At 72.5% G+C, this 25,067-nt stretch carries 26 protein-coding genes; 9 read left to right on the top strand and 17 right to left on the bottom strand.

The genetic code is table 11. From position 1 onward, the window contains the following. Window positions 1–8 precede the first annotated feature (8 nt). Genes MKK54_RS21895 through MKK54_RS21885 form a run of 3 tightly spaced genes read left to right on the top strand, consistent with a single transcriptional unit; the run spans window position 9 to window position 2,315 of the window. Window positions 9–710 carry an XdhC family protein gene (locus MKK54_RS21895; protein ID WP_244014191.1) on the top strand — a complete coding sequence of 234 codons (702 nt, stop codon included), beginning with the start codon at window positions 9–11 and terminating at the stop codon, window positions 708–710. After that, a complete protein-coding gene (locus MKK54_RS21890; RefSeq protein WP_244014189.1) occupies window positions 707–1,735 on the top strand; it encodes a molybdopterin-binding protein in 1,029 nt (342 codons plus the stop codon). Before MKK54_RS21895 ends, MKK54_RS21890 begins: the two co-directional genes overlap by 4 nt. Then, the gene (locus tag MKK54_RS21885) at window positions 1,728–2,315 is read left to right on the top strand and encodes an NTP transferase domain-containing protein (RefSeq protein WP_244014187.1); all 588 of its coding nucleotides are present in this window, start codon (window positions 1,728–1,730) and stop codon (window positions 2,313–2,315) included. The genes MKK54_RS21890 and MKK54_RS21885 overlap by 8 nt, the downstream gene beginning before the upstream one ends. A 46-nt stretch (window positions 2,316–2,361) precedes the next feature. Here MKK54_RS21885 and MKK54_RS21880 read toward each other — a convergent pair whose 3' ends face one another. Continuing rightward, complete coding sequence (locus tag MKK54_RS21880; protein ID WP_244014185.1) at window positions 2,362–2,532, bottom strand: DUF2256 domain-containing protein; 171 nt, start codon at window positions 2,530–2,532, stop codon at window positions 2,362–2,364. A gap of 153 nt (window positions 2,533–2,685) precedes the next feature. Then, window positions 2,686–3,552: a formyltransferase family protein gene (locus MKK54_RS21875; protein ID WP_244014183.1), complete on the bottom strand. Its 867-nt coding sequence runs from the start codon at window positions 3,550–3,552 to the stop codon at window positions 2,686–2,688. 112 nt (window positions 3,553–3,664) lie between these two features. On the opposite strand from MKK54_RS21875, the gene MKK54_RS21870 reads away from it, so the two are divergent. Together MKK54_RS21870 and MKK54_RS21865 are read left to right on the top strand one after the other, a co-directional pair. Next, window positions 3,665–4,399 carry an SDR family NAD(P)-dependent oxidoreductase gene (locus MKK54_RS21870; protein WP_244014180.1) on the top strand — a complete coding sequence of 245 codons (735 nt, stop codon included), beginning with the start codon at window positions 3,665–3,667 and terminating at the stop codon, window positions 4,397–4,399. A 6-nt stretch (window positions 4,400–4,405) separates the two neighbouring features. Further along, window positions 4,406–6,019, top strand: a complete 1,614-nt coding sequence (locus MKK54_RS21865; RefSeq protein ID WP_244014657.1) for a cryptochrome/photolyase family protein — start codon at window positions 4,406–4,408, stop codon at window positions 6,017–6,019. On the opposite strand, the gene bcsS is transcribed toward MKK54_RS21865, so the two are convergent. After that, complete coding sequence (bcsS, locus tag MKK54_RS21860) at window positions 5,997–6,722, bottom strand: cellulose biosynthesis protein BcsS (RefSeq protein ID WP_244014178.1); 726 nt, start codon at window positions 6,720–6,722, stop codon at window positions 5,997–5,999. The two genes, MKK54_RS21865 and bcsS, sit on opposite strands and share 23 nt — an antisense overlap. 352 nt (window positions 6,723–7,074) lie before the next feature. Here bcsS and MKK54_RS21855 point away from each other — a divergent pair, with 352 nt between their 5' ends. Next, window positions 7,075–7,677, top strand: a complete 603-nt coding sequence (locus MKK54_RS21855; RefSeq protein ID WP_279597474.1) for an exopolysaccharide biosynthesis protein — start codon at window positions 7,075–7,077, stop codon at window positions 7,675–7,677. A 22-nt stretch (window positions 7,678–7,699) separates the two neighbouring features. Here MKK54_RS21855 and MKK54_RS21850 read toward each other — a convergent pair whose 3' ends face one another. Genes MKK54_RS21850 through MKK54_RS24575 form a run of 3 tightly spaced genes read right to left on the bottom strand, consistent with a single transcriptional unit; the run spans window position 7,700 to window position 9,596 of the window. After that, window positions 7,700–8,524, bottom strand: coding sequence for a metal ABC transporter permease (locus MKK54_RS21850; protein WP_244014654.1), 825 nt, complete (start codon window positions 8,522–8,524; stop codon window positions 7,700–7,702). A 38-nt stretch (window positions 8,525–8,562) separates the two neighbouring features. Next, a complete protein-coding gene (locus tag MKK54_RS21845) occupies window positions 8,563–9,468 on the bottom strand; it encodes a metal ABC transporter ATP-binding protein (RefSeq protein WP_244014174.1) in 906 nt (301 codons plus the stop codon). Further along, window positions 9,465–9,596, bottom strand: coding sequence for a hypothetical protein (locus tag MKK54_RS24575; RefSeq protein ID WP_279597473.1), 132 nt, complete (start codon window positions 9,594–9,596; stop codon window positions 9,465–9,467). Before MKK54_RS24575 ends, MKK54_RS21845 begins: the two co-directional genes overlap by 4 nt. Before the next feature lie 99 nt (window positions 9,597–9,695). Here MKK54_RS24575 and MKK54_RS21840 point away from each other — a divergent pair, with 99 nt between their 5' ends. Further along, on the top strand, window positions 9,696–10,184 hold the full coding sequence (locus MKK54_RS21840; RefSeq protein WP_244014172.1) for a Fur family transcriptional regulator: 489 nt from the start codon (window positions 9,696–9,698) through the stop codon (window positions 10,182–10,184). A 46-nt stretch (window positions 10,185–10,230) separates the two neighbouring features. Here MKK54_RS21840 and MKK54_RS21835 read toward each other — a convergent pair whose 3' ends face one another. Both MKK54_RS21835 and MKK54_RS21830 read right to left on the bottom strand, forming a co-directional pair. Next, a complete protein-coding gene (locus tag MKK54_RS21835) occupies window positions 10,231–11,733 on the bottom strand; it encodes an exopolysaccharide biosynthesis polyprenyl glycosylphosphotransferase (protein WP_244014652.1) in 1,503 nt (500 codons plus the stop codon). 446 nt (window positions 11,734–12,179) lie between these two features. Then, window positions 12,180–12,512: an antibiotic biosynthesis monooxygenase family protein gene (locus MKK54_RS21830; RefSeq protein WP_244014650.1), complete on the bottom strand. Its 333-nt coding sequence runs from the start codon at window positions 12,510–12,512 to the stop codon at window positions 12,180–12,182. A 508-nt stretch (window positions 12,513–13,020) separates the two neighbouring features. On the opposite strand from MKK54_RS21830, the gene MKK54_RS21825 reads away from it, so the two are divergent. Next, window positions 13,021–13,422, top strand: a complete 402-nt coding sequence (locus tag MKK54_RS21825; protein ID WP_244014170.1) for a helix-turn-helix domain-containing protein — start codon at window positions 13,021–13,023, stop codon at window positions 13,420–13,422. A 26-nt stretch (window positions 13,423–13,448) separates the two neighbouring features. On the opposite strand, the gene MKK54_RS21820 is transcribed toward MKK54_RS21825, so the two are convergent. From MKK54_RS21820 to cbiE, 4 genes are read right to left on the bottom strand one after another with little or no spacing between them, the layout of a single operon-like run. Beyond that, window positions 13,449–14,759, bottom strand: a complete 1,311-nt coding sequence (locus MKK54_RS21820; RefSeq protein WP_244014168.1) for a cobyrinate a,c-diamide synthase — start codon at window positions 14,757–14,759, stop codon at window positions 13,449–13,451. Then, the gene (gene cobM, locus MKK54_RS21815) at window positions 14,756–15,565 is read right to left on the bottom strand and encodes a precorrin-4 C(11)-methyltransferase (RefSeq protein WP_244014166.1); all 810 of its coding nucleotides are present in this window, start codon (window positions 15,563–15,565) and stop codon (window positions 14,756–14,758) included. Before cobM ends, MKK54_RS21820 begins: the two co-directional genes overlap by 4 nt. Window positions 15,566–15,610: 45 nt before the next feature. Next, a complete protein-coding gene (locus tag MKK54_RS21810; protein WP_244014164.1) occupies window positions 15,611–16,030 on the bottom strand; it encodes a cobalamin biosynthesis protein in 420 nt (139 codons plus the stop codon). Next, on the bottom strand, window positions 16,009–17,232 hold the full coding sequence (gene cbiE, locus MKK54_RS21805; RefSeq protein WP_244014161.1) for a precorrin-6y C5,15-methyltransferase (decarboxylating) subunit CbiE: 1,224 nt from the start codon (window positions 17,230–17,232) through the stop codon (window positions 16,009–16,011). Before cbiE ends, MKK54_RS21810 begins: the two co-directional genes overlap by 22 nt. On the opposite strand from cbiE, the gene MKK54_RS21800 reads away from it, so the two are divergent. Further along, window positions 17,210–18,028 (top strand): cobalt-precorrin-6A reductase, encoded by an 819-nt coding sequence (locus MKK54_RS21800; protein WP_244014159.1) that lies wholly within the window; start codon window positions 17,210–17,212, stop codon window positions 18,026–18,028. The two genes, cbiE and MKK54_RS21800, sit on opposite strands and share 23 nt — an antisense overlap. On the opposite strand, the gene cobJ is transcribed toward MKK54_RS21800, so the two are convergent. From cobJ to cobN, 5 genes are read right to left on the bottom strand one after another with little or no spacing between them, the layout of a single operon-like run. Beyond that, window positions 17,998–18,756: a precorrin-3B C(17)-methyltransferase gene (cobJ, locus tag MKK54_RS21795; protein WP_244014157.1), complete on the bottom strand. Its 759-nt coding sequence runs from the start codon at window positions 18,754–18,756 to the stop codon at window positions 17,998–18,000. The two genes, MKK54_RS21800 and cobJ, sit on opposite strands and share 31 nt — an antisense overlap. After that, window positions 18,753–19,544 (bottom strand): precorrin-2 C(20)-methyltransferase, encoded by a 792-nt coding sequence (locus MKK54_RS21790; protein ID WP_279597472.1) that lies wholly within the window; start codon window positions 19,542–19,544, stop codon window positions 18,753–18,755. The genes cobJ and MKK54_RS21790 overlap by 4 nt, the downstream gene beginning before the upstream one ends. Window positions 19,545–19,577: 33 nt before the next feature. Then, window positions 19,578–20,210, bottom strand: a complete 633-nt coding sequence (locus MKK54_RS21785; RefSeq protein WP_244014154.1) for a precorrin-8X methylmutase — start codon at window positions 20,208–20,210, stop codon at window positions 19,578–19,580. Further along, a complete protein-coding gene (cobG, locus tag MKK54_RS21780; protein ID WP_244014152.1) occupies window positions 20,207–21,520 on the bottom strand; it encodes a precorrin-3B synthase in 1,314 nt (437 codons plus the stop codon). Before cobG ends, MKK54_RS21785 begins: the two co-directional genes overlap by 4 nt. Further along, complete coding sequence (gene cobN, locus MKK54_RS21775; RefSeq protein WP_244014150.1) at window positions 21,517–25,065, bottom strand: cobaltochelatase subunit CobN; 3,549 nt, start codon at window positions 25,063–25,065, stop codon at window positions 21,517–21,519. The genes cobG and cobN overlap by 4 nt, the downstream gene beginning before the upstream one ends. Between the last annotated feature and the right edge of the window lie 2 nt (window positions 25,066–25,067).

Below are 25,067 nucleotides of genomic sequence, written 5' to 3'. Positions count from 1 at the left end.
GCGCGGACATGCAACGCGACCATCTGGCGATCCTCAATGCCGAGCGTGCCGCCCGCCGTGCCGCGATCCTGGTGACGGATCTCGACGGTGGCGCCCAGCGCGTGGTGCGCGAGGCCGAGATCGCCGCCGATCCCCTGTCCGAGCTGCTGGGCCGGCACCTCGCGTCCGGCAGGAGCGGCCTCGCCGAGGTGGAGGGCCGCTCGGTCTTCCTCACCGTGCAGGCGCCGCCCGTGCGCCTCGTGCTGATCGGGGCCGTCCACATCAGCCAGGCCCTGTGCCCGATGGCCCGTGCCCTCGACCTGTCCATCGCGGTCATCGATCCGCGCACCGCCTTCGCCACGCCCGAGCGCTTCCCGGGCATCGACCTCGTGGCGGAATGGCCCGATGAGGCACTCGGGGGGGCGGTCCCGGCCCTCGACCGCTACTGCGCCGTGGCCGCCCTGACCCACGACCCGAAGATCGACGACCCGGCGCTGATCGCGGCACTGAGGGCGGAGTGCTTCTATGTCGGCGCCCTCGGCTCGCGAAAGACCCATGCGGGGCGCGTGGCGCGGCTGGCGCAGGCGGGCCTCGGCGCGGCGCAGACCGGCCGCATCGCCGCCCCGATCGGCCTGAACATCGGGGCCGTCAGTCCGGCCGAGATCGCGGTCTCGATCCTGGCCCAGATCGTCGCCGCGCAGCGCGCGCCCCGCGCCGGGGCGGCCGCGTGAAGTTCGGCGCGGTTCCGACCCGTGAGGCCGCGGGTCTGATCGCCGCCCACACGGTGCGGGCGCACGACGTGACCCTGAAGAAGGGCCGGGTGATCCCGGCCGAGGACGCGGCGCGCCTCGATGCGGCGGGCCTGTCCGAACTCGTCACCGTCACGCTGGAGCCCGGAGATGTCGGCGAGGATGCGGCGGCCGAGCGCCTCGCCGCGCATCTGGCCGGCCCGCATCTCACCCGCGAGCCGCCCTTCACCGGGCGCTGCAACCTCCACGCGGCGGCGGCCGGCCTGCTGCGGATCGACCGCGAGATCATCGACGCAGTCAACGGCATCGACGAGGCGATCACGGTGGCGACGCTCGCACCCTACAAGCCGGTGGTGGCCGGCGAGATGGTCGCCACGGTCAAGATCATCCCCTACGCGGTCGGGGGCCAAGCCCTGGAGCGCGCCTGCCGCGCCGCGCCCGAGGCCGCGCTCCACGTCGCGCCCTATCGCCTGACCCGGATCGGGGTGGTCTCGACCCTGCTGCCGGGCCTGAAGCCGGCGACCATCGAGAAGACGCTCGCCAACCTGCGCGCTCGCCTCCGCCCCACGGGGGCGGCCCTCGTCACCGATGCGCGGGTGCCGCACCGGGCCGCCGAGGTCGCGGCGGCGATCCGCGCGGCGATCGCGGAGGATCGCGCCGAACTCGTCGTGGTGTTCGGCGCGTCGGCCATCGCGGACCGCCGCGACGTGATCCCGAGCGCCATCGAGGCGGCGGGTGGTCGGGTGGCGCATCTCGGCATGCCGGTGGATCCGGGCAACCTCCTGCTCGTCGGCGCGGTGGACGACGTGCCCGTCATCGGCGCGCCGGGCTGCGCCCGTTCGCCCAAGGAGAACGGCTTCGACTGGGTGCTGCACCGCCTGCTGGCCGGGCTCGCCGTCACCCGCGCCGACATCGTCGCCCTCGGGGTCGGCGGCCTCCTGATGGAGATCGTCTCGCGGCCCCAGCCTCGCTCGGGCGGCGATCCGGTGGACGATGACGATGCCTGATCTCGGCCTGATCCTGCTCGCCGCCGGGCGCGGCACCCGGTTCGGGCAGGCCCCGAAGCTCCTGCAACCGCTGGACGGCCGGCCCCTCGTGCGTCACGCGGCGGAAGCCGCGCTCGTCTCCGGTCTCGGCCCCGTGGTCGCGGTCCTCGGCGCGCATGCCGAGCGCGTCGGGGCCGCCCTCGACGGCCTCGATCTCGTCCGAGTCACGAACCCGGCCCATGCCGACGGCCTCTCGACCTCGCTCCGGGCCGGCCTCGCGGCCCTGCCGGCGCACCTGGACGGCGTCCTCGTGCTCCTCGGCGACATGCCGCGCGTCACGGCACGCCACCTCACGATCCTGGCGGATGCGTTTTCGAGGGCGGACCCGGCCCCCTCGGCCATCGTCCCGGTCCATGGCGGCCAGCGCGGAAACCCGGTCCTGCTCAACCGCCGGCGCCTCGGCGACGCGCTGGCCGGACTGACCGGCGACCAGGGCGCCGGCCGTCTCCTCGCGGGCCGACGCGATGTCGTGGAATTGCCGCTGGACGTGGGCGTGACGCAGGACGTCGACACCCCCGCCGGCCTCGCGGCCCTGGAATAGGCCTCATCCCGGTCGATCCCTTCGGGATGGCGGATCAGGGCTTCGCTCAGCCCGCCTTGCCCGGCGCGGAGCCGCGCTTCGCCTCCGCCCGGCAGCGGTCGGAGCAGTAGCGCACCTCCTCCCAGACCCGTTCCCACTTCTTGCGCCACGCGAACGGCTTGCCGCACTGGGCGCAGATCTTGGTCGGCAGGTCGGTCTTCTTGCGCATCCGCGCCATGGCGTCGTCATTCCTGGGAGCGCTGGGAAAAGGGGTGCCTCGACGCGTTTTCGCATCTCGCCGAGCGTGACGGTGACCGGCGCGCGTGCGTGGTCGACACCGCCACTGCCCGCCTTCGCAATCGATGATGACGTCATCGCCCCCGCCGGCTTTCTAACGCCCGAGATGCCCGATCTCCGTCGCCGGCACCGGGCTCCAGCGGTTGAGCTGGATGTAGCCGTCGCGGGCCGCGATCACGATGTGGCGACGGTGGCGGTGGACGACGGCGCCGGGCGTGTGGCGGTGCGCCTCGCGCCAGCCCTCGGCTTCCGCGACGTAGACCCGGGTCTCGCCGACCCGCGCCAGGGTCTCGATGGTGCCGAAGGCCCGCACCCGGCGCAGGATGGCGTCGACCTCGGCCCGGAAATCCAGGGTGCGGTCCGCATCCGTCACGCGCGGCCAATAGGAGCCGGTCCCTTGCGGCGCGGCCGCCGCCCAGAGCGCCGGCAGCGTGCGGGCGACGGGCCCGGCGGCGATGCGGCGTGCCGCCATCTGGCACTTGGCCAGCAGGGTCTCGTGCGATTCACGCTCGGTGAGCGGAAAGCGCTCCTGGGCCAGGATGTCGCCGGTGTCGAAGCCCTCCTCGCCCAGCACGTGGGCGGTGACGCCCCATTCGGGTTGCGCGTCGCTGATCGCCTTGAACAGCGGGTAGGGGCCGCGCCCCATCGGCAGGGGGGAGGGGTGGAAGTTGACGCCGTAGGCCGCCTTGCCCCGCCAGCCCCGCACGAGCCAGGGATAGCCGGCGACGACCAGGGCCCAGCCGGTGCCGTGCGCCTCCGCCAGGGCCTCGAGATCGGGCGCCTTCAGGCGCGAGATCTGCATCGGGATGCGATGCGTCCGCGCGCTCGCCAGCACGACGTCGTTGTGATCGTAGATCCCGTCGCAGGGCCGGGTGAACAGTTTGATCGGCGTCCAGCCCGCCCCGACCAGGGCCTCGAACACGCCGCCGAGGAAGTCGATTCCCGCAAAGGCGAACTTCATGACGCTCCTGACCGGCCTGCGACGCCACGGTGCGGGCGAACCCGCGCTGAGGCGGCTCCCCGCCGGCCGCCAGCGCCTTACTTAATCGATCACGAGCGGAATGGGAGCGGGCATGAAGCGGGTCATCGTCTACGGCGGAACGGGCGGCATCGGCGCGGCCACGGCGCGCGCCCTGCGGCAACGGGGCTACGCCCTGCACCTCGCGGCCCGCGATGCCGGCCGGCTGGACGCGCTGGCCTCCGAACTCGGCGAGACCACCGTCACCGCCGGCGATGTCCTCGATCCCGATTTCTTCGCCGCCGTGACGGATCAGGCGGGCGAGGACCTCGCCGGCCTCGTCTACGCGGTCGGCACCATCAACCTGCGCCCGCTCGCCAAGCTGACGGCCCGGGATGCCGAGACCGACTTCCGCATCAACGCGCTCGGCGCCTTCCTGGCGGTCCAGGCCGCCGCCAAGGGTCTCAAGGCGGGGGCCGGCGACGCGGGGGCCGGGGTGGTCCTGTTCTCCACGGTGGCGGTGGCGCAGGGCTTCGCCCACCACGCCTCGGTCGCCATGGCCAAGGGCGCGGTGGAGGGGCTCGCCCTGTCGCTCGCCGCCGAACTCAGCCCGCAGATCCGGGTCAACGTGGTGGCCCCGTCCCTGACCCGGACGCCGCTCGCCGCCGCGATCACCGGCAGCGAGACCCTGGCCTCCGGCATCGCGGCCATGCACGCGCTCCAGCGCCTCGGGACCCCCGAGGACATCGCGGGCCTCACCGGTTTCCTCGTCTCGGAGGAGGCGGCCTGGATCACCGGGCAGGTCATCGGCGTCGATGGCGGGCGCTCGGCCCTGCGCACCAAGGGCTGAGCCCCCATCCGCACGCTCCGCTTCGTGCTCGGCGACCAGCTCACCCGCCGGATCGCCGCCCTCACCGACCTCGACCCGGACCACGACATCGTCCTGATGGTCGAGGTGCGCGCCGAGGCGACCTATGTCCGCCACCACAAGCAGAAGATCGCCTTCCTGTTCTCGGCCATGCGCCACTTCGCGGCCGAACTGGAGGCGGAGGGGATCGGGGTCGATTACGTCCGTCTCGACGAGGCCGGCAATACCGGGACGTTCACGGGCGAACTCATGCGGGCGGTCGCCCGTCACGCGCCCGACCGCGTCGTCGTCACCGAGCCCGGCGAGTGGCGGGTCTGGTCGATGATGCAGGATTGGCGCGACGATTGTCCGGTGCCGGTGGAGATCCGCGACGACAACCGCTTCCTCTGCCCCCGCGCCGATTTCGCGGCCTGGGCCGGGGACCGCCGGGCCCTGCGCATGGAGACGTTCTATCGCGGCATGCGCCGCCGCACCGGCCTGCTCATGGACGGGGCCGAGCCCGCCGGCGGCCGCTGGAACTTCGACTCCGAGAACCGCAAGGCCCTGCCGAGGGGCCATGTCCCGCCGGAGCGGATCGGGTTCGCGCCGGACGCGATCACGCGCGAGGTCCTGGCGCTCGTCGAGGCCGAGTTCGCCGATCATTTCGGCGACACCGAGGCCTTCGCCTGGCCGGTCACCCGCACCGAGGCGCTCGCGGCCTTCCGGCACTTCCTCGCGGTCGGGCTGCCGTCCTTCGGGGATTACCAGGACGCCATGCGCGCCGGCGCGCCCTTCCTGTATCACGCGCTGATCGCGCCGGCCCTCAACGCGGGCCTGCTCACCGCCGGCGAGGTCTGCCGGGCGGCGGAGCGCGCCTATCGCGCGGGCGCCGCGCCGCTCCCCTGCGTCGAGGGTTTCATCCGGCAGGTCCTGGGCTGGCGCGAATACGTGCGCGGGCTCTACTGGGCCCGGATGCCGGACTACGCGGCCTCGAACGCGCTCGGCGCCACCCGTGACCTGCCGTGGTTCTACTGGTCCGGCAAGACCGACATGAACTGCTTGGCGCAGTGCATCGCCGACACCCGCACCCACGCCTATGCGCACCACATCCAGCGCCTGATGGTGACGGGCAATTTCGCTCTGCTGGCCGGACTCGCGCCGAGCCAGGTCGAGGAATGGTACCTCGTGGTCTACGCCGATGCCTACGAGTGGGTGGAACTGCCCAACGTCCACGGCATGGTGCTCTGGGCGGATGGCGGCGTGATGGGCTCGAAGCCCTACGCGGCCTCCGGCGCCTATATCGACCGGATGTCCGATTACTGCCGGACCTGCGCCTACGACGTCAGTCAGAAGATCGGCGCGGGGGCCTGCCCCTTCAACGTGCTCTACTGGAACTTCCTGATCACGCATGCCGAGCGGCTGTCCGGCAATCCGCGCCTGGCGATGCCCTACCGGAACCTCGACCGCATGGATGCGGGCCGGCGGGCCGAGATCCGGGCGCAGGCGGCCCGCATCCTCGATGGGCTCGACGCACCGGTCCCGCTCCAGGGCGACCTCGCCTTGAGCGCGCCGGCCGGACGCCGGGCGACCACGGCGCCCGCTACCACGGCGTCCAGGCCGTGAGCCCGACATAGGGGCCGGCATCCCGCCGGTCGCTGGAGACCTGAAGCCCCGCCGAGAGGCGCAGGCTGAAGCGACCGAGGGCGAGATCCGTCGCGTGCAGGCCGACATTCCATTTCCGGTAGCCGGTCTCGTCCCGGTACAGAGCGCCCTCGGGTCCGAGATAGGCGCCCCAGAGCCGGTAGCCCCAGGCGAGCCGGCTCCAGGCGCTGGTGCGGGTGGTGCCGAGGACCAGCGTAGCGGTCAGGAGCGTCTCGTCGCTCGGTCGCGCCCAGACCTCCCCGTGCAGGCGCAGGCCGAATCGGGCGGGCAGGATCCGGGCGCAGCCGCAGCCCGTCGTCTCCATCTCCACCGATCCTTCCGGTCCGAGATAGGCGGCCACGACGCCCCAATCCGCGAACCACTGATAGCCGAACACCACGGCGCCGATGGCGGTCGAGCGGGTGAGGGTGGCTTCCCGGCGCCGCCCGCCGCCGAGGTTCGCCAGGGCGACGAAGCCCTCGCGGTCGAGACGGTCGAGCGCCAGCTTGGCGCCGGTGGTGACGAAGACGGAGGGGCTCGCCTCCAGGCTGCCGAACAGGAGGAGCGAGGCCGGCGACGCGGTCTCTCCCGCCGACGCGGGCGTCGCCAGGACCAATCCGGCGAGGCTCCCGAGGGCGGCGATGCGCCGGGCGGCGTCGCGGGCTCGTCCTCCGATCGCACTCAAGGGCTGCCCGACTTCGCGGGGGTTGAAGCCGGTTCTGAACCGGTCCGTTCGAGGACTAATCAACTTCCGATTGAAGGTCGCAAGGCTTTTACCACGCTCTATCCATAGGTTTCTCGAAGTCTCATCGCGATTCGTCGCCCTGGATAACTTGAGCGAAATCAACTGGCACGATAAAAACTTGAGATTGTTCTGTTGGTGCGTGAAATGGCTTCGACCCGAGGGCATCCGGCCCGGCGAGCCGGTGTTCGCTGCGAAGGCGACGCATGGATGGATCGCTGGGCGGGGTCGCTTGGCGTTGCGGCGCAACTCGGCTACAGCCCGCCTCAGGACAGTCGCCAACGGCCGAGCTTTCTTGTCACCTGCTGCCAGAACTTCCGAAGTTCTCACCGTGCTCGCCGAGCAGGAGGGAGAACGTCTGACCGTCGGGGACATCGTCGCCGTCCTGAAGGATCGCGCCTTCGCGCTCCTCATCGTGATTCTCGGATTGCCGAACTGCCTGCCGATGCCGCCGCCGATCCCGCTGGTCTGCGGTCTGCTGCTGCTCCTCGTCGCGATTCAGATCACGGCGGGCATGGCCTCGCCCTGGCTGCCGCGCACGCTGCTGCGCCGCTCGGTGGCCCGCAAGGACGTGGAGCGCGCCGCCGGCCGCGCCGTGCCCCTGCTGCGGCGCCTGGAGCGCTGGTCGCGCCCTCGCATGAGCCTGTTCGAGACCGGCCTCGGCATGCGCGGCGTCGGCCTGCTGCTGCTCACGCTGTCGCTCGCCCTGATCGTGGCGGCCCCCATCGTCGGCCAGATACCCCTGGGGTTGGCGATCTGCCTCGTCGGCCTCGGCCTCGTGGAGCGCGACGGCATCGTGGTCCTGGGCGGATTCGCCATCGGGGCGATCGGGGTCCTGCTCAATGCCGGCTTCGTCTACGCCATCATCTCGGGCATCATGAGCCTGTTCAACCTCTGAGCCCGGCGCCCCGCGCAGAGGCTCAGGCCTCGAGGTGGCGCGCCCGGAACAGGCGGTGGACGAGCCCGCCGCGCCGTCCCACCAGCATCGAGGCGAGGTAGAGCGCCCCGGCCGCCAGCACGATGGCGGGCCCTGTCGGCAGGTCGGCCCGGTAGGAGACGCTGAGCCCGATCACGCTCGACAGCATGGCGATCAGCACCGAGACCGGGATCATGCCCGAGAGGTCCGCCGCCCAGAAGCGGGCCGCGATGGCGGGCAGCAGCATCAGCCCCACCGCCAGCAGGGTGCCCAGTGCCTGGAAGCCGCCCACGAGGTTCATCACCACGAGGCCGAGGAAGGCGTAATGCACCGGTCCGCCGGCCCGGCTGACGGTGCGCAGGAACAGCGGGTCGACGCATTCCATCACCAGCGGCCGGTAGATCGCCGCCAGCCCGAACAGCGTCGCGGTGGCGATGCCCCCGAGCAGCCACAGGGCCGGGTCGTCCAGCGCCAGCACGCTTCCGAACAGGATGTGCAGGAGGTCGATCTGCGATCCGCGCAAGGACACCAGCAGCACGCCGCCGGCGAGCGAGATCAGGTAGAAGGCCGCGAGACTCGCATCCTCCTTGATGGCGGTGGAGCGGGTGACGAGGCCGGCCATCAGCGCCACGGCGAGGCCGGCCACGAGGCCGCCGAGCGTCATCGCCGGCAGCGACAGCCCCGCCACGAGGAAGCCCACCGCCGCCCCGGGCAGGATCGCGTGGCTCATCGCGTCGCTCATCAGGCTCATGCGGCGCAGCATCAGGAACACCCCGACGGGGGGCGCCGAGAGCGAGAGCGCGAGGCAGCCGACGAGCGCTCGGCGCATGAAGCCGAACTCGATGAAGGGGCCGAACAGGAGATCGATCAAGCGGCGTGTCCGTGGTCGGGCGCCGGGGATCGCGCGCGTGGATCCGAGGCGGCGGGCGTTGCGGGCGGGTGATGGCCGTGGCCCTCATGCGCCGCGTGATCCGGCCCGTGGTGGTGGTGGCCGTCGTGGTCGTGGTCGTGCCCCGGCGCCTTCGTCTCCTCGTGCCGGCCGCAGACGGCCGCATCCTCGTCCCAGGCTTCCGACAGGCTCTGGGCGCGGGCGAGGTTGTCCGGCGTGAGGACGCGGGGCGTCGGGCCCCAGGCCACCGCCTCGCGGGCGAGCAGGAGGGTCTGCGGGAAGTGGCCGCGCACCTGCGCGAGGTCGTGCAGGGCCGCCACGATGGTGCGGCCCTGGTCGTGCCAGGCCCGGATCAGCGCGAGAAGATCGGCGGTGGTCCGGCCGTCGATGCCCGTGAAGGGCTCGTCGAGGAGCAGGATGCGGGCATCCTGCACGATCAGGCGCGCGAACAGAGCGCGCTGGAACTGCCCGCCCGAGAGGGTGCCGATCAGCCGGTTCTCGAAACCGCCGAGCCCCACCGTCGCCAGGGCCTCGATCAGCCTTTGCCGATGCGGCCGGGCGCTGCGCCACGGCCCGAGGCGGTGCCAGAGGCCCATCGCCACGAGGTCGAGGACGCTGAGCGGGAAGGTGCGGTCGATCTCGGCGGCCTGCGGCAGATAGGCGATGGCGTCCTTCGCCGCCGGCCGCTCGATGCGCCCTTCGAGGCAGGGGATCTCTCCGGCGATGCCCTTGAGCAGCGTCGACTTGCCGGCGCCGTTCGGTCCCACCAGGGCGAGCAGAGCACCGCCCGCGATCGTTCCCCCCAGGTGATGCACCGCCGGATGGCGGTCGTAGCCGAGCGTCAGCCCATGCAGCGTGATCGCCGCGAGGGAATCGCACGTCATCGGGAGGCCCACAGGATGGCGCCCCAGAGCAGCAGCGTCAGCGCGAGCGCCGCCGCGAAGCGGAGATGGGCACCGGCCTGGAACAGCGAGGGACGAGCGGCGGTGGGGACGCGTGGGGGTCGGGTCACGGAATGGATCATTTGCCCGAACGGGAGCGCCGGCTTATGTTGGTGATGATACACTGTAACACTCGGCCAGTTCAACGGGCCGGGTCCGCGAGGCAGATCATGCACGACCATGCGGCGACGCATGACCACGGATGCGGCGGGGCCGAGGAGGCGATCGCCCGGGCCGAGCGCCTGTGCCGCGAGCGCGACCTTCAGTTCACCCGCCTGCGCCGCGACGTGCTGGCGGCGATCGCGGGCCAGACCCGTCCGATGGGGGCCTACGACATCGCCGAGGCCCTGAGCGAGCCGGGCCGGCGGGTGGCGGCGGTCTCGGTCTACCGCGCGCTGGATTTCCTCACCGAACACGGGCTCGTCCACCGCATCGCCAGCCGCAACGCCTTCATCTCCTGCGGCCATTCCCACACGGATGGCGCGGGCCTCGTCTTCCTGATCTGCCGCAACTGCGGCACCATCGACGAGACGACGTCGCCGGAAGTCGAGGACCAGCTAGGTCGCACCCTGGCCAAGGCCGGCTTCAAGCCGACGAGCCGCATCCTCGAGGTGGAAGGGGAATGCGGCGCCTGCCTCGGTCGGTCCACGGAGGATTGAGGCGGGGCCGTTTCAGCGAGGGTTTTCGCTCAGCGCGGGTTCTCGCTCAGCGCGCGTTCCTGTAGGCGCGGGGCGAGAACACGGTCATGAACATGATCCGGATGTCGAACCAGAGCGACCAGTTGTCGATGTAGTGCAGGTCGTGCTGCACGCGGCGTTCCATGTCGAGATCCGTCAGGGTCTCGCCGCGCAGGCCATTGACCTGGGCCCAGCCGGTGATGCCCGGCATGACGTTGTGGCGCCGGGCGTAGAGGGCGATGCGGTTCTCGAAGCTGCGGTCGTGCGCCAGGGCGTGCGGGCGGGGGCCGACCAGGGACATCTCGCCGAGCACCACGTTGATGAGCTGCGGCAGCTCGTCGATGTTCGAGCGGCGCAGCATGGCGCCGATCGGCGTGATGCGGCTGTCGTTGCGCGTGGCCTGCTTGAAGACCGCGTTGCGCTCCGTCTTCATGCTGCGGAACTTGTAGACGCCGAAGGGCTGCTGGTTGAAGCCGTAGCGCTTCTGCCGGAAGAACACCGGACCGGGGCTGTCCATCTTGATCAGCACCGCCACCGCGAGGAAGAGCGGCGCGAGCAGCACCAGGGCGACCAAGGCGAGGGTCAGGTCCAGGCCGCGCTTCAGGAACAGTTCGCCGGCGGAGAGCGGGCGGCGCCCGATATTGATGCCGGACAGGCGCCCGACGCGGGCGAGCTTCAGGTCGGGGAAGCGGTCCATCACCGAACCGGGGCGCAGGTGCAGGGCCGCCGGCACGCGCAGGAACGCGTCGATGCAGCGCTCGATGTCCGAGGCCTCCGACCACGGCACCAGGATGAACACGTCGTCGGGGCGCAGGAAGCGCACCACCGAGACCGCCAGATCGAGATCCTCCGACATCTGGGCACGGCGCGAGGCCTCGTCCCCCATCGGGTCGATGCGGCGCAGGTAGCTCGTGCCGATCACGCGCAGGCCCAGGGCCTCGGCGTCGTTGTGGGCGTAGAAGCGGGCGATGTCCTCCTCGTAGCCGACGAGGTGGATGCGGTTGATCGAGGCCGAGGTCGGCGTCACCGCGCGGCGCACGAGGCCGAGCATCGTGGCCCGGACGGCGATGAGGCCGGGCAGGCCCGTCACGAAGAACCCGAGGGAGACGAGGCGCGAGTAATCCTGGGTCGTCTTGGTGGCGAAGCCGATGAGCAGGACGATGGCCCAGGCGCCGAGCCAGACCGTCGCCACCCGCTTCAGGTGCGGCCGGTCGGAGAGCAGCGTCTCGATGCCGTAATCCTCGCGCACGAGGTTGGTCAGCAGGACGAACAGCGCGACCAGGGCCGAGAGTTCGAAGCTCCCGCTGGTGCTCACCGCCGGCATCGTCCCCATCGTGCCGATGTAATAGGCCGCGTCGACCGCCGCGCCGAGCCCCAGAATGGCGACGAGGTCGGCCAGGGCCGTCGCGACCGACATGCCGGCCCGGACCGCCGAGCGACGGCGACGCGGCAGGAGGGCTGCCCACACGTCACGCCGCGACCGGGGGATCGGAAGCTTTTCGAAGACGTCGGGGATGCGGTCGTGAAACATCTGGAGCGCCATGTCCCGTCCTGATGCGGAAACTGTCCCAAGCTGAGCCAAAAAGCGACTCGAACTTGGTTTCTGGAGGACAATCCGCAAAGTTCGGACCCCAGTACGCGACGCATCGGACCGGCTTTGCCGTGTAGAACCCCAAGCAATGCGGGACCGACACCGCACGAGCGGGTGCGGTGTCGGTCCCGAATCAAATGGACGGATCGTCAAGTCCCTGAAGCCAAGCCTGCCCTAAGGCCGGCGTTATCGCATCGCAACGGAACGTTAACTGAACGAACGGTCCGTCCCGGCCCGAGCATTCCCGACATGTGCGGACAGGCACACGGGCCAGGACCGTCCGATGCGCGCGCCTCGGTTTCGCGGCGAGGCCAGGGGATGGGGCGCGGACCCGTGGCGTTCCGGCCCCGCCTCGGCCCGCGCTCGGCCGTTGGGTAGATGGCGGATCAGGCGGCGTCCGAATCGGGCCGCGCCACGGTCTGGATCGTCTCGAATCCTTCGAACTGTGGATGACCGAGATAGAGCGGCTTGGTCGACGGCACGCGCCCATGGGCCTTGCGGAACTGTTCCGAGCGGGTCCAGGCCTCGAAATCGGCCTTCGACGACCAGATCGTGTGGGAGGCGTAGAGGACGTGGTCCTCGTGTTCCGGCCCCCGAAGCAGATGGAACTCGACGAAACCCGGCATCTCACCGAGATGACTGTCGCGTCCGAGCCAGACCTGCTCGAAGTCTTCGGTCGCATCCTTGACGACTTTGAAACGGTTCATCGCGATATACATGATCCACCTGGGTTTTTGCCGGTTCGGGAGAGCCGACGGGACGTTGCGATTCTGGGGGGGCATCCGCGCGCGGTGATTTTGGGGCATCCGCACGCGAAAGGCCACGGGCGCGGCGCATCGGCCGCGGGCCGCCGGACCTCTCGATGGCGTCCGGGTCGGTAGTTTGCATCGGTGCGCGGGATGCCGCGGCTGTGGCAGGCGGCGCGGCGCCGCGTCGGTTTTCCGGAGGGTTCGCCGCAACGGAAGGCTTGCCAGACCTGCCGGCTTTGTGGTCAAGCTGTCACAATGGGCAGGTGAGATGCTGAGGCGGAGTAAAACATCGTTGGCGCTTGAGAGCAGACAAGGATAATCTGATCCGGCTCGCTGGATCGACGGTCGGCTGCGATGGTCTCGAAGTCAATGAACTTAGGGAATCATGCACAAGGTCGTGCGAAAACGCTCAGAGCTGGTCGCCCCAGAGGCAAGTCCGGGCTGGAGCGAATCTTCTCGATAGGGACTGAACTGAGAAATGATGCCTAAGCAGACCACCGACGTCGACCGGCTCGTCGGATTGAGGATCACCGCCCTGCGCAAGGCGCGGGGGTTGAGCCAGACTGCCCTCGGTACCGCCGTCGGCGTGACCTTCCAGCAAGTCCAGAAGTACGAGAAGGGTCAGAACCGCGTCGGTGCCGGACGTCTGCGCGAGATCGCCCGTCTTCTGGAAGTCCCCGTCTCGGCCTTCTTCGAGGAGGACGAGTTGGGCGGAACGCAATCCGACGTGTTCGGCTTCCTCAGTGGCCAGGGGGCGATCGAGTTGCTCAGGGCCTACGCGCTGATCGAGGACGATCAGTTGCGGCGCGACGTCCTCGCCATCGTGCGGACCGCCGCGAAGATGGGCAAGCAGGCGCCGGAGCCGACCGCCGCCGGCTAGGCGACCCGATCCGGTCCCGGTGGGCGCTACCCGATCAGGTGGAAGAAGCTGCCCGTGGTCCGGCCGTGCCGGTGTCCGGCGAGCCCGAGCGGGACGCCCTCCGCGTCCGTGACGGCGGCGAGCGCGGTCTCCGGCGTCGGCGCGTCACCGCGCTCGCTGGCGTAGTGGAATTCGTGGCCCACGAGGCGCCCGCCCGCAGCCCCCAGCGGGCCGTCGGCCAGCAGCGTGGCGACCCGGTAGCCGAGATGCAGGCGGCGCGCCTTGTAGGAGGTCGCCACGGGGAGCAGGCCCGCCATGGCGTGCGTCACCCCGGCGGCATCCTCCAGGCTCGTCCCCAGCACCATGTAGCCGCCGCACTCGCCGTGCACCGGCCGGGTGCGCGCGAAGTCCCGCAATCCGCTCAGGAAACGGTCCGCCCGCGCCAGATGCCCGGCATGCAGTTCGGGGTAGCCGCCGGGCAGCCAGCAGGCGTCGCAATCGTCCGGCGGGCTCGCATCGGCCAGGGGCGAGAAGGGCACGAGTTCCGCGCCCGCCGCCCTCCAGCCGGCCTCCATGTGGGGATACAGGAACGAGAAGGCCGCGTCCGACGCGATGGCGACGCGCTGGCCCGGTGGCCGGGGCAATGTCCCCGCGCCGAGGGCGGGCGCCGCGCCGGCGGCGGCAGCCAGGATCGCGTCGAGGTCGAGCCCGGCCTCCGCCAGATCCGCGAGCCGGTCGAGGCGCGCGTCGAGATCGTTGGTCTCGCGCGCCTGCACGAGGCCGAGATGGCGCTCGGGCAGCACGAGGCTGGCGTCGCGCATCAGGGCACCGAGCACCGGCATGCCGATGCGGGCGAGGCCCGCCTCCACGAGGCGGCGATGGCGCGGGCTCGCGACCTTGTTGAGGATCACCCCGGCGATGCGGATGCGGGCATCGTAGGCCCGGCACCCGAGCGCGAGCGCGGCGGCCGATTGCGCGGCGCCCGAGACGTCGAGGACGAGGATCACCGGCCAGCCATAGCGGGCCGCGATGTCGGCGTTCGCCCCCGTCCGGCCCTCGGCGGCCACGATGCCGTCGAACAGCCCCATGGAGCCCTCGGCCACCACGAGATCGGCGTTCGCCGCCGAGAGGCCCGCCACCGCGTCGAGCATCGGCTCCGGCATCGCGAAGCTGTCGAGGTTGTAGCTCGGATGGCCGGTGGCCGCCTGATGGAAGGCGGGGTCGATGTAGTCCGGCCCGCACTTGGCGCCGCGCACCGCGATGCCGCGCCGGCTGAGTGCGCGCAGCAATGCCAGGGTCACGGTGGTCTTGCCCGAACTCGACCGGGGGGCGGCGACGAGGAGGCCGGGCACGCTCACGACGGCTCTCCCGAAGATGGTTCCGCGCCGCGCTCGGCCAGCACGCTCGCGCGCGTCGGGCGAAAGCGCCGGTCGTAGTCGGTGGAATACAGCGCGCTCTCGCGGAACTCCGCGGGGTCGAGGGCCGGGCCGACCAGGATCAGGGCCGTGCGCTCCAGCCCGGCCTCGGCCACCCGCGCGCCGATCGTGGCCAGCGTCCCGGTCAGCACCCGCTCGTCCGGCCAGGTGGCGCGGAACACCACGGCCACCGGGCAGTCCGAGCCGTAGGAGGGGGTGAGTTCGGAGACGATGGTGTCGACGACGTGGATCGAGAGGTGCAGGGCGAGCGTCGCGCCGGTGGCGGCGAAGGCCGCCAGCGTCTCGCGCTCCGGCATGGCGCTGGCGCGCCCCGAGGTCCGGGTGAGGACGACGGATTGGGCCAGCCCCGGCACGGTGAGTTCACGGCGCAGGAGCGCGGCGGCGGCGGCGAAGGACGGCACGCCCGGCGTCACCGTGAAGGGGATGCGGGCGTCCGTCAGGCGCCGGGTCTGCTCGGCGAGCGCGCTCCAGATCGAGAGGTCGCCCGAATGCAGGCGCGCCACGTCCTGCCCCGCTGCGTGGGCGGCCGCGCATTCGGCCACGATGGCGTCGAGGTCGAGGGGCGCGGTGTCGACGATGCGCGCGCCCGGCGGGCACCAGCCCAGGATCTCGGGCGCCACCAGCGAGCCGGCATGGAGGCAGACGGGGCAGCGCGCGATGAGGTCGCGCCCGCGCACCGTGATGAGGTCGGCGGCGCCCGGGCCGGCACCGATGAAATGAACGGTCATGGCGTCTTGCTGACGGATTGTGCGCAAAGCGCAAGGGCTGAAGGGCTATCGGCAAAGCGCGAGGGCGCAGGTCGCCTCCGCGCTGGCGATGCGCGCCAGCAGCAGCGTCGCCCCGTCCCCGGCGGCGGCGAGGGCGGCGGCCTCGGCCACCGATCCGACTCCCCGGCTCGCCGCGATCCGGCCCGAGCGGGTGACCACTTGCGCGTCGACCGCGACCATCGCGTCGGCCGAGACCGGAACCAGGGGACGCCCGAGATGCGCCGCGACGGCACCGATCGCGGGCTCGCCGGCCCGGTCGGCGGGGGTGGCGAGGCAGGCGAGGCGGGTGAGCGGGAGGCGCGCGTCATCGAAGGCCCGGTGGATCAGCGCGCGAATCGCCTCGGTCGAGGCCGCATGGCGAAAGCCGAGCCCGGCGACGATGTCCGGGGCGGGGCGTTCCGCCGTCACCGCTTCGCCCAGGCCCATTGCGTCACCGGCATGGCGCCACGCCAGCCGTGGAGATGCCCCACCGGGTCGGCATGCGCGACCGTGAGGCGCTTGAGGCTGCCGCCGCGCACGGCGAAGGCCGCCAGCAGCACGGCCTCGCCCTCCAGGGTCACCACGTTGGCCACCAGCCACCCGCCGGGGAGCAGGGCCTCGATGGCCGCATCGAGAACGCCCGGCACCGTGACCCCGCCGCCGATGAAGATCGCGTCGGGCGGCGCCAGTCCGGCGAGGGCATCGGGGGCGCGTCCCTCGACCACGCGCAGGTCCGGCACCCCGAGCCGGTCGGCGTTGCGGGCGATGCGGGCGGCGCGGGCCGGGTTCGCCTCCACGGCGACGGCGCGCAGGCTCGGATGCCGTAGCATCCACTCGATGGAGATCGAGCCGGCCCCGGCGCCGATGTCCCACAGGGTCTGGCCCGCGCGGGGGCGCAGCGCGCCGAGCGTCACGGCCCGGATGTCGGCCTTGGTCAACTGCCCGTCATTCTCGAACCAGGCATCGTCGAGGCCGGGGCTGAGGGGGACCACCTGCGCATCCGCCGCGCCGACGACCTCGACGCCCAAGGTGTTCAGCGGATCGATGTCGTCGAGCGCGAAGCCTTCCGCCAAGGCGCTGCGACGGCGCTCGCGCGGGCCGCCCATCGCTTCCAGCACCGTGAGCCGGGAGGCGCCGAGGCCGCGCGCGCGCAGCAGGGCGGCGACGGCGGCCGGCGTCGATCCATCCCAGGTCAGGACGAGGAGACGGGCGCCGGGCTGCAGGTGCGGGATCAGCCGGGGCAGCGACCGGCCGTGCAAGGTGAGGCAGCCGGTCTCGGCGAGCGGCCAGCCGAGGCGGGCGCAGGCGAGGCTGAAGGCGGAGGCGTGCGGGAATACCCGCAGGGCCTCGGCCGGGACCAGCCGGGCGATCTCGGCGCCGATGCCGTAATGGAACGGGTCGCCGGTGGCGAGGATGCAGGTCGGCCGGCCGCTGCGCGCCAGCAGTTCGGGATAGGCGTCGGCGATCGGACTCGGCCAGACCCGGGTCTCGGCGCTCAAGGGGGCGGCCAGGGCGAGGTGGCGGCGGCCGCCATAGACCAGGCTCGCGCCGTCGAGGGCCGCGCGGGCCGCGGGGCTGAGGCCCGCCCGGCCATCCTCGCCGATGCCCACGATGGTGAGCCAAGCGATGGACTCGGCCTCAGCGCTCATGGACAAGGGCACCATGCGAATCCTGATCCTGGGCGGCACCGGCGAGGCGAGCGCGCTGGCGCGCGGCCTTCTCGCGGGGCCCGAGCCCGTTTCCGTCACCCTGTCGCTCGCCGGCCGCACCAGCCAGCCGAAGGCGGAGGCCGTGCCGACTCGCATCGGCGGGTTCGGCGGCGCCGAGGGGCTGGCCGCCTGGCTGGTCCGGGAGCGCACCGACCTGGTGATCGACGCGACGCATCCGTTCGCGGCGCACATCGGCGCCAACGCGGCGCTGGCCTGCGCGCGGACCGAAACCCGCCTCCTCGCGATCCGCCGCCCGGCATGGACGGCGCTCGCGGGCGATCGCTGGACGAACGTGCCCGACATGGCGGCGGCCGCGCGGGCGCTGGGCGAGGACCCGGCCCGCGTTTTCCTCACCATCGGCCGGCAGGAGGTGGCGGCCTTCGCTGTCGCCCCGCAGCACGATTACGTGGTCCGCGCCATCGAGGCGGTCGAGCTCGCGGTGCCGCGCCTCACCGTCATCCGGGCGCGCGGCCCGTTCGACGCGGCGGCCGAGGCCGCGTTCCTGGCCGAGCGGGGCATCGCGGTGCTGGTCAGCAAGAATTCCGGCGGGTCCGCCACCTACGGCAAAATCGCCGCCGCGCGGACGCTCGGCCTGCCGGTGATCATGGTCGCCCGTCCGGCCAAGCCCGACGTCCCGAGCGTGCCGGACGTCGCGGCGGCGCTGGATTGGGTCACGCGGCACCAGACGACAGGCCGGTCCGCCCATCACGCCGCCGGCACGCTGCGCGGCGTGTAGACGAAGGGCGCCGCGTCGCCGCGCGGGATCAGCCGGGTGGACGAGGCGCCGAGGATCACCATGGTCGCCATGTCGGCGCTCGTCTCGCGGGCCTGATCGAGGGTGAGCACGCGAATCGCCTCGTCGGGGCGCGAGACCGCGCGGGCGAACACCACCGGCGTGTCGCCGCGCCGGATCTCGGCGGCGAGGCCGAGCGCTGCGCCGAGTTGCCAGGGCCGCGCGGACGAGATCGGGTTGTAGAGCGCCACCACGAAATCCGCCCGCAGCACCGCCTCCAGCCGGGCGGTGATGACCTCCCAGGGCTTGAGGTTGTCCGAGAGCGACATCGCGCAGAAATCCCCGCCGAGCGGCGCGCCGAGCTTGGCCGCCGCCGCCAGCATGGCGGTGATGCCGGGCTCCACGGTGATGGCGAGATGCCGCCAGGCGGGATCGCCCGCCTCCACGGCCTCGAAGATCGCCGCCGCCATGGCGAATACGCCGGGATCGCCGCCCGAGACCACCGCCACGTGCCGGCCGGAGGCCGCGAGCTCGAGGGCGTGGCGGGCGCGGTCGACCTCGACGCGGTTGTCGCTGGCGTGCCGCACCAGGCCCGGCCGCTCGGGCACGCGGGCGACGTAGGGAATGTAGCCGATCAGGTCCTGCGCGCGGGCCAGGGCCTCCTGCGCGGCGCCCGTGAGCAGGCGCGGGTCGCCGGGGCCCAAACCGATCACCGTCAGCGAGCCGCTCACGGCCGGCGTCCCTCGCCGGGCAACAGCACCATCGAGAAGTAGGGGGCCGCGTCGTCGGGCTTGTCCTTCAGCGGGATCACCCGCTCGCCCGCCATGGTGCCGCGCTCGACATAGACCGCGCGCTCCAGCACGCCGGCCTCGGCCAGCGCCGCCCGGACCTTGGGCAGGTGGCGGCCGAGCTTCATCAGCACGGCGGCGTCGGTGCTGCGCAGGCGCTCCACCAGGGCGGCGTGCGGCAGGGTCGCGGGCAGCACGGTGAGCACGTCGTCGCCCCAGGTGATCGGGGTGCCGGCCCGGGTCCAGCAGCCGGACATGCCGGTGACGCCGGGCACCACCTCCACGGGGAAACGGTCCTTGAGGCGGCGCCAGAGGTGCATGAACGAGCCGTAGAAGAACGGATCGCCCTCCGACAGGATCGCCACGTCCCGGCCCGCGCCGAGATGGTCGGCGAGGCGCGCCGAGGCGTCGTCGTAGAAGGCGGCGAGCGCGGCCACGTATTCGGGATGCTCGGGGTGGAGTTCGGTGGTGTAGGGGTAGACCAGCGGGCATTCGCGCGCCGGCTCGGGGGCCAGCACCGCGTCCGCGATGGTGCGGGCGTTGCCGCGCCGGCCCTTCTTGCAGAAATGCACCAGCACCGGGGCGCGCTCCAGCACCCGCACCGCCCGCACGGTGAGGTAATCCGGCTCGCCCGGCCCCATGCCGACGCCGAACAGCGTGCCGGTGGTCACCGCGCGCGGAAGCTCGGTCCGCTCCGCCGTCTCGGGGGGAAGCCGCTCGCCCAGGTTCATCAATTGATCTCTTGCATCACTCGATTTCTTGCATCACTCGATCTCTTGCGCGAGCGCGTTGATGGCGGCGGCCGTCATGGCGCTGCCGCCGCGCCGTCCATGCACCACGATGAAGGGCACCCGCCCGTCCCGCGCCAGCGCCTCCTTCGATTCGGCGGCCCCGACGAAGCCCACCGGGATGCCGACCACCGCCGCCGGCGGCGCCACGCCCTCGTCGAGGAGTTCGAGCAGCCGGAACAGCGAGGTCGGGGCGTTGCCCACCGCGACCACGCTGCCGGGCAGGTGCTCGCGCCACAATTCCATGGCGGCGGCCGAGCGGGTGGTGCCCATGGCGGCGGCGAGTCCCGGCACGCGCGGATCGCTCAGGGTGCAGATCACCCGGTTGTCGGCCGGCAGCCGCGACCGGGTGACGCCGTCGGCGACCATGCGGACGTCGCACAGGATCGGCGCCCCGGCCTTCAGGGCGGCCTCGCCGGCCGAGGCGAAATCGGCGGAGGCCTCGACGTCCCCGGGCAGGTCCGTCATGCCGCAGGCATGGATCATCCGCACCACCACCCGCTCGGCGGTGCCGTGGAAGCGGGCGAGGTCGGCCTCGGCCCGGATCATCGCGAAGGAGCGGGCATAGATCGCTCCCCCGTCACGCAGGTAGTCGAGGCGGGAACTCATGACGTGCGGGGTCCTGGCGCGGGCTCGTGAAACGCTGGATCGGACAACGCGCGATCGAGCGGCAATGCCGAATCGGCCCTCCTTACGCGGTCCAGCACCGCCTCGAAAGGGAGTCGCGTCGCCGGCAACGCATCGGGGCGCCCGTTGAGCACCACGTCGTAGGCGCCGTCCCGCCCGACGAGGGTAAGGTCGGCGGCGCCCGGATGCGCGCAGCCCTTGGCGCAGCCCGAGACGTGCGCCCGCAATCCGCGCGCCGCGAAGGGACGCAGCAGCCCGGCGAGGCGCGCCGCATCGCGCAGCGTCGGCGTGGAGCCCGATGCGCAGGCCGGAGCCCCCGGACAGGCCGCGACCGCGCCGCGCGGATCGTCCGCCCGCGTCAGGAACCCGGCCTCGTCGAGGGCGGCGCGCACAGCGCCGGCCGCCGCCGGGCCGGGCGCGACCAGCAGCAGCCCCCGCGTCGGCGAGAGGCGCAGCGCCTCGGGGCCGAGGGTCTCCGCCGCGTCGGCCACGACGTCCAGGCTCTCCGCCGTGCAGCGCCCGAAGGGCGCATCCACCAGCAGGGCCACGCGGCCGCTTTGAAGGGGGAAAAGGCCGGGACGGAGGCGCGGCGCGTCGAGCATCGGCGGGGCCGGGACCAGCCCGAAGGCCTCGGCGAATGAAGCGAAATGGCCGTCATCGAGATCGCGGATCCGCCGCCGGCCGCTCGCCGCCAGCATCCGCAGCGCGCCGTCCACGACCCTCGGCGCATCCGCCTCGGCGACGCGCCACCAGCCCGCGTCACCGGCCGGATGCAGGGTCAGGCCTTCGGCCGTGACGACGAGGTGAAGGTCGGCCTCAGCCGCCCCGAGGAGGGTATGCGGCGAGGCTTCTTCGATCGCCACCAGCGTCTTGGCGGGCAGGCCCGGAACCGCCAGCCCCGCGGCCTCGATCGTCTCGGCCAGAGCGACGACAGCGATGGGGTTCTTCGATTCCAGCCCGGCCAGCGGCGTGGTCAGGGTCAGCCGCTGCGGACCGCCATCGTGGCGAACGTCCCCGAGCCCCACGGCCGCCAAATGATCGGCGAGACCGCACCGGGTCGCCTCGCCGACCCCGCGAACCTGCAGGTTGGCCCGCGCCGTCACGTCGATATGGCCGTTGCCGAAGCGCCGCGCGCCCTCCGCCACCGCGCGGGTCTGACCCGGCGTCAACCGCCCCAGAAGCGGGTGGATGCGGGCGAGCAGCCCGTCGCCGGTCGGCATCGGTCTGGCGAGGCTCGGGCACCAGCCGCGCCGGGCCGGCGCTTCGGGCGGCACGCGGCGGGGCGCGGTCACTCCGCCGCCTCGCGCAGCAATTCGTCAGCCGCCATCGCGTTCCGGCGGGTGCGCCAGAGGCCGCGCCGGCGCGCCTCGTCGAAGCGCTCCAGGATGGCGCGGGCCGCGTCGGGGTTGGCCGCGCGCAGGGTCTCGAAGGTGTCGAGATCGGCGATCATCGCGCCGTAGAGCCGGTCGAGATCGGCGTCCGAGACGGCATCGGTGGTCGCGGCGAGCACGAAGACCGCATCGACGCCCTGCGCCAGTTCCTGCGCGCCGCGATAGCCGTGCCGAAGCTGGGCCGCGATCCAGCGGGGATGGGCGAGGCGCCCCCGGATCAGCCGCGCCGCGTCCTCGCGGGCGGTGCGGGCCTTCGGCGCCTCGGGGGTGGCGACGTCGAGGCTGTAGAGCGCCGGGCTCGCCCCCGTCAGCCCGGCGGCGGCCGAGAACCCGCCCATCGCCTCCACGGCGGCGTCCCCGTCGAGCAGGTCGCGCTCGGCGACGTCGAAGGTGTGGACATAGGCATCGGCCCGCGCCACGCGCTCGGCGAAGCCCGCATCCGCCGCGTCCGACGCACCGCCATAGGCGTGGGAGGTGGCATCGAGATAGGCGCGCCCGAGGTCCGCCCGGTCGTCCCAGGCCCCATCGAGGGCGAGGCCGCCGGCGCCCGCGCCGTAGCGCCCGGGCGCCGCCCCGTAGACGCGGGCGACCGCCTCACCCCGGCGCCGGGCCGCGGCGAGAGGGTTCTCCTCGTCCTCCTCCTCACGCGCGGCCACCGCCGCGGCGGCACGGGCCAGGAGCGACAGCGTCTCGGGGAAGGTGTCGCGGAACGCGCCCGAGACCCGGACCGTCACGTCGATGCGCGGCCGGTCGAGGAGCGCCGGCGGCAGCACCTCGAAGCCGGTGACGCGGGTGGAGGCGTGGTCCCAGACCGGGCGCACGCCCATCAGCGCGAGGGCATGGGCGATGTCCTCGCCGCCCGTGCGCAGGGTCGGCGAAGCCCAGAGATCCATGACGATGCGGGCGGGATACTCCCCCTCGTCCTGCAGGTAGCGCAGGATCACGGCCTCGGCCGCCTTCGAGCCGAGGGTAGTCGCGGCCCGGGTCGGCAGGCTGCGCGGGTCGAGGGTCGCGAGGTTGCGGCCCGTCGGCATGACGTCGGTGCGCCCGCGCGACGGCGAGCCGGCGGGCCCCGGCGCCACGAAGCGCCCGTCGAGGGCGGCCAGAAGCCCGGCCCGCTCGCCCGCCGCGCAGGCCGTGACGGCGTCCGGCGCATCGTCGCCGGCCCGACCGAACACATGCAGCCCGTCGCGGGTAGTGACCTCGCCGAGATCGCAAAGATGCGCGTCGAGGGCGGCCAGCGCGTCCGGCATGGCCGTGTCGGCATCGATGCCGGCGCCCGAGAGAAGCCCGGCCGAGGCGGCCTCGTCGAGGATGGTTCGGGCGAGGATCGCGGCACGGCGCGGGTCGAGCACGCTGGCGGCGGAATACTCCTCCACGAGCTCGCGCAGGCGCGCGGCCTCGGGATCCAGGCCCGACGTTTCGGTGCGGGGCGTCAGGTGCCCGAGGGCGATGCCGCCGAGGCGCCGTTTGAGCGGGGCCGCCTCGCCCGGATCGTCGACGATGAAGGGATAGATCACCGGCAGGGCGCCGATCGCGCGGGCCGGCCAGCAATCCGGCGACAGGGCCACCGCCTTGCCGGGGAGCCATTCGGTGGTGCCGTGGGTGCCGAGATGGATCAGCGCGTCGAAGCGGGTGCGCAGCCCGAGATGGAAGGCGAGGTAGGCGTGGGTCGGGACCGCGTCGGGGTCGTGATAGCCGGCCTTGCGATCGGCCGCCCGGCCTCGATCGGGCTGGAGGAACAGGGCGACGTGGCCTGTCGGGGCGCCCCGTTCTGAGGCCGCTTTCGAAAGTCTCCCCCCGGTGGCGTCGGGCGCAACGGGCCCCCTCTCCTGGAAGGAGAGGGCTGGGGTGAGGTGTAGTCCATTTCCGAAGAGGTCACACACCTCACCCTGTCCCTCTCCTTCCAGGAGAGGGGACTCGCGCTGCCCATGGAGGCGGTGAGGCGGCCCAGCGTGCCGGGGCTCGGGGGGCTTCGACCGAACTATCGGAAAGCGAAAACCGCCGTCGACGCACAGGGGATCGGCCTCGGGCACGCCCCAAGCTGCGACGAGTTCGGCCTGCTGCGCCTCCGGCAGGCCCGCGAACCACGCCCGATAGGCGTCGAGCCCGACGCGGAAATCGCGCGGCCCATGGGTGAGGGCGCGCATCAGGGCGGCCGCGTCCGGCAGGGGGCCGGCGGCGTAGCCCGCCTCGCCCAGATCCGACACGATGGCCCGCGCGCTCTCGGGCGTGTCGAGGCCAACGGCGAAGCCCGCCCGGCCGCCGCGCGCCGGATAATCCGACAGCACCACGGCGAGGCGGCGGTCCGCGCGGGGGGCTCGTGCGAGCCGCACCCAGGCCGCCGCCCGGTCGGCCAGCGCCGCGATGCCCTCCGGATAGGGCCGCGCCCGGCGCTCGGAGAAGCCGTCGATCTCCGGGCCGTCCTCCTTGAACGAGATGGGAAAGCCCGACAGGCGCCCGTCGAATTCCGGCAGCGCCACCTGCATGGCGAGGTCGGCCGCCGCGAGACCCCGGGCCGAGGCCGCCCAGGCGGCGCGCGCGGCGCCGACGGTGTAGGCCTGGATCACCGGGCAATCGGCGCCGTCGAGGACGAAGCCAGCATCCTCGCGGGCGGAAAACGCCGTGGCGGCGACGACGAGGTCGGGCTTGCGGGCCGCGATGGCGTCGCGCAGGGCGCCCAACGCCGCCGGGTCCTTCAGGCTCGACACGGCCATCATCGTCACCTGAAGGCCGCGCGCCTGGAGCGCATCGCCGAGGGCCGCCAGGGGGGCGGTGTCGCCGGACAGTATGGCCGATCGGTAGACCACGAGGAGAGCGAGGGGAGCCGTGCCCGCCAGAATGGGGCGCCCGATGGCGAGCGCCCGGTCGCGCTCGATGGGGCCGCAGCCCGGGCAGCAGAGGAAGCCGCGCGGCAGGGCCTGCGGTTCTTCTATCTGACCGGGAAAGCCGATTTCGGCCGCGAGGCGCCTGAGCATCCGGCGCAGGTTGTCGGCGCCGCCCGCCCGGAAATAGGCATCGAGGACGGGGGCGAGGTCGGGCGCCGTCGAGAAGGCGTCGAGGCGCGGGTCGGGCCGGTCGTCGCCCGGCAAGACCACGAGCTTGACGCCCCCCATCCGCGCGGCGGCGGCGGCACGCTCGATGCCGTAGCGCCAGTAATCGAGGCCGCCGAGGCAGCGGATCACCACGATCTTCGAGCGGGCGATCACGCGATCGACGTAGAGATCCACCGACATGGGGTGCCGGAGCTTCGCCAGCTTGGCGAGGCGCAGGGTCGGCACGCCGTCCGGACCGCTCGGTGGAAACGCTCGTGAATACGCCCCGGCGACTCCGAACAGATCGGAATCCGTGAACGACAGGAACACGATGTCGCCCGGCGCCTGACCGAGATCGACCGCGGCTTCGCCCTCGTCGAGGGAGACCGTATCGATGCGGATCAGGTGCATGG

It is taken from the genome of Methylobacterium sp. J-068 (assembly GCF_022829445.1).
GTDB lineage: Bacteria > Pseudomonadota > Alphaproteobacteria > Rhizobiales > Beijerinckiaceae > Methylobacterium.
Note: the sequence above shows the minus strand (reverse complement) of the source record. Positions and strands in the feature narration are given on the sequence as shown.

Coding starts and splice junctions, on each gene's coding strand:
- MKK54_RS21895 (WP_244014191.1), top strand. CDS start 9: ATGCAACGCGACCATCTGGCGATCCTCAATGCCGAGCGTGCCGCCCGC.
- MKK54_RS21885 (WP_244014187.1), top strand. CDS start 1,728: ATGCCTGATCTCGGCCTGATCCTGCTCGCCGCCGGGCGCGGCACCCGG.
- MKK54_RS21880 (WP_244014185.1), bottom strand. CDS start 2,532: ATGGCGCGGATGCGCAAGAAGACCGACCTGCCGACCAAGATCTGCGCC.
- MKK54_RS21875 (WP_244014183.1), bottom strand. CDS start 3,552: ATGAAGTTCGCCTTTGCGGGAATCGACTTCCTCGGCGGCGTGTTCGAG.
- MKK54_RS21870 (WP_244014180.1), top strand. CDS start 3,665: ATGAAGCGGGTCATCGTCTACGGCGGAACGGGCGGCATCGGCGCGGCC.
- MKK54_RS21850 (WP_244014654.1), bottom strand. CDS start 8,524: ATGCGCCGAGCGCTCGTCGGCTGCCTCGCGCTCTCGCTCTCGGCGCCC.
- MKK54_RS21845 (WP_244014174.1), bottom strand. CDS start 9,468: ATGACGTGCGATTCCCTCGCGGCGATCACGCTGCATGGGCTGACGCTC.
- MKK54_RS21840 (WP_244014172.1), top strand. CDS start 9,696: ATGCACGACCATGCGGCGACGCATGACCACGGATGCGGCGGGGCCGAG.
- MKK54_RS21835 (WP_244014652.1), bottom strand. CDS start 11,733: ATGTTTCACGACCGCATCCCCGACGTCTTCGAAAAGCTTCCGATCCCC.
- MKK54_RS21830 (WP_244014650.1), bottom strand. CDS start 12,512: ATGTATATCGCGATGAACCGTTTCAAAGTCGTCAAGGATGCGACCGAA.
- MKK54_RS21825 (WP_244014170.1), top strand. CDS start 13,021: ATGATGCCTAAGCAGACCACCGACGTCGACCGGCTCGTCGGATTGAGG.
- cobM (WP_244014166.1), bottom strand. CDS start 15,565: ATGACCGTTCATTTCATCGGTGCCGGCCCGGGCGCCGCCGACCTCATC.
- MKK54_RS21810 (WP_244014164.1), bottom strand. CDS start 16,030: ATGGGCCTGGGCGAAGCGGTGACGGCGGAACGCCCCGCCCCGGACATC.
- MKK54_RS21800 (WP_244014159.1), top strand. CDS start 17,210: ATGGACTCGGCCTCAGCGCTCATGGACAAGGGCACCATGCGAATCCTG.
- cbiE (WP_244014161.1), bottom strand. CDS start 17,232: ATGAGCGCTGAGGCCGAGTCCATCGCTTGGCTCACCATCGTGGGCATC.
- MKK54_RS21790 (WP_279597472.1), bottom strand. CDS start 19,544: ATGAACCTGGGCGAGCGGCTTCCCCCCGAGACGGCGGAGCGGACCGAG.
- MKK54_RS21785 (WP_244014154.1), bottom strand. CDS start 20,210: ATGAGTTCCCGCCTCGACTACCTGCGTGACGGGGGAGCGATCTATGCC.
- cobN (WP_244014150.1), bottom strand. CDS start 25,065: ATGCACCTGATCCGCATCGATACGGTCTCCCTCGACGAGGGCGAAGCC.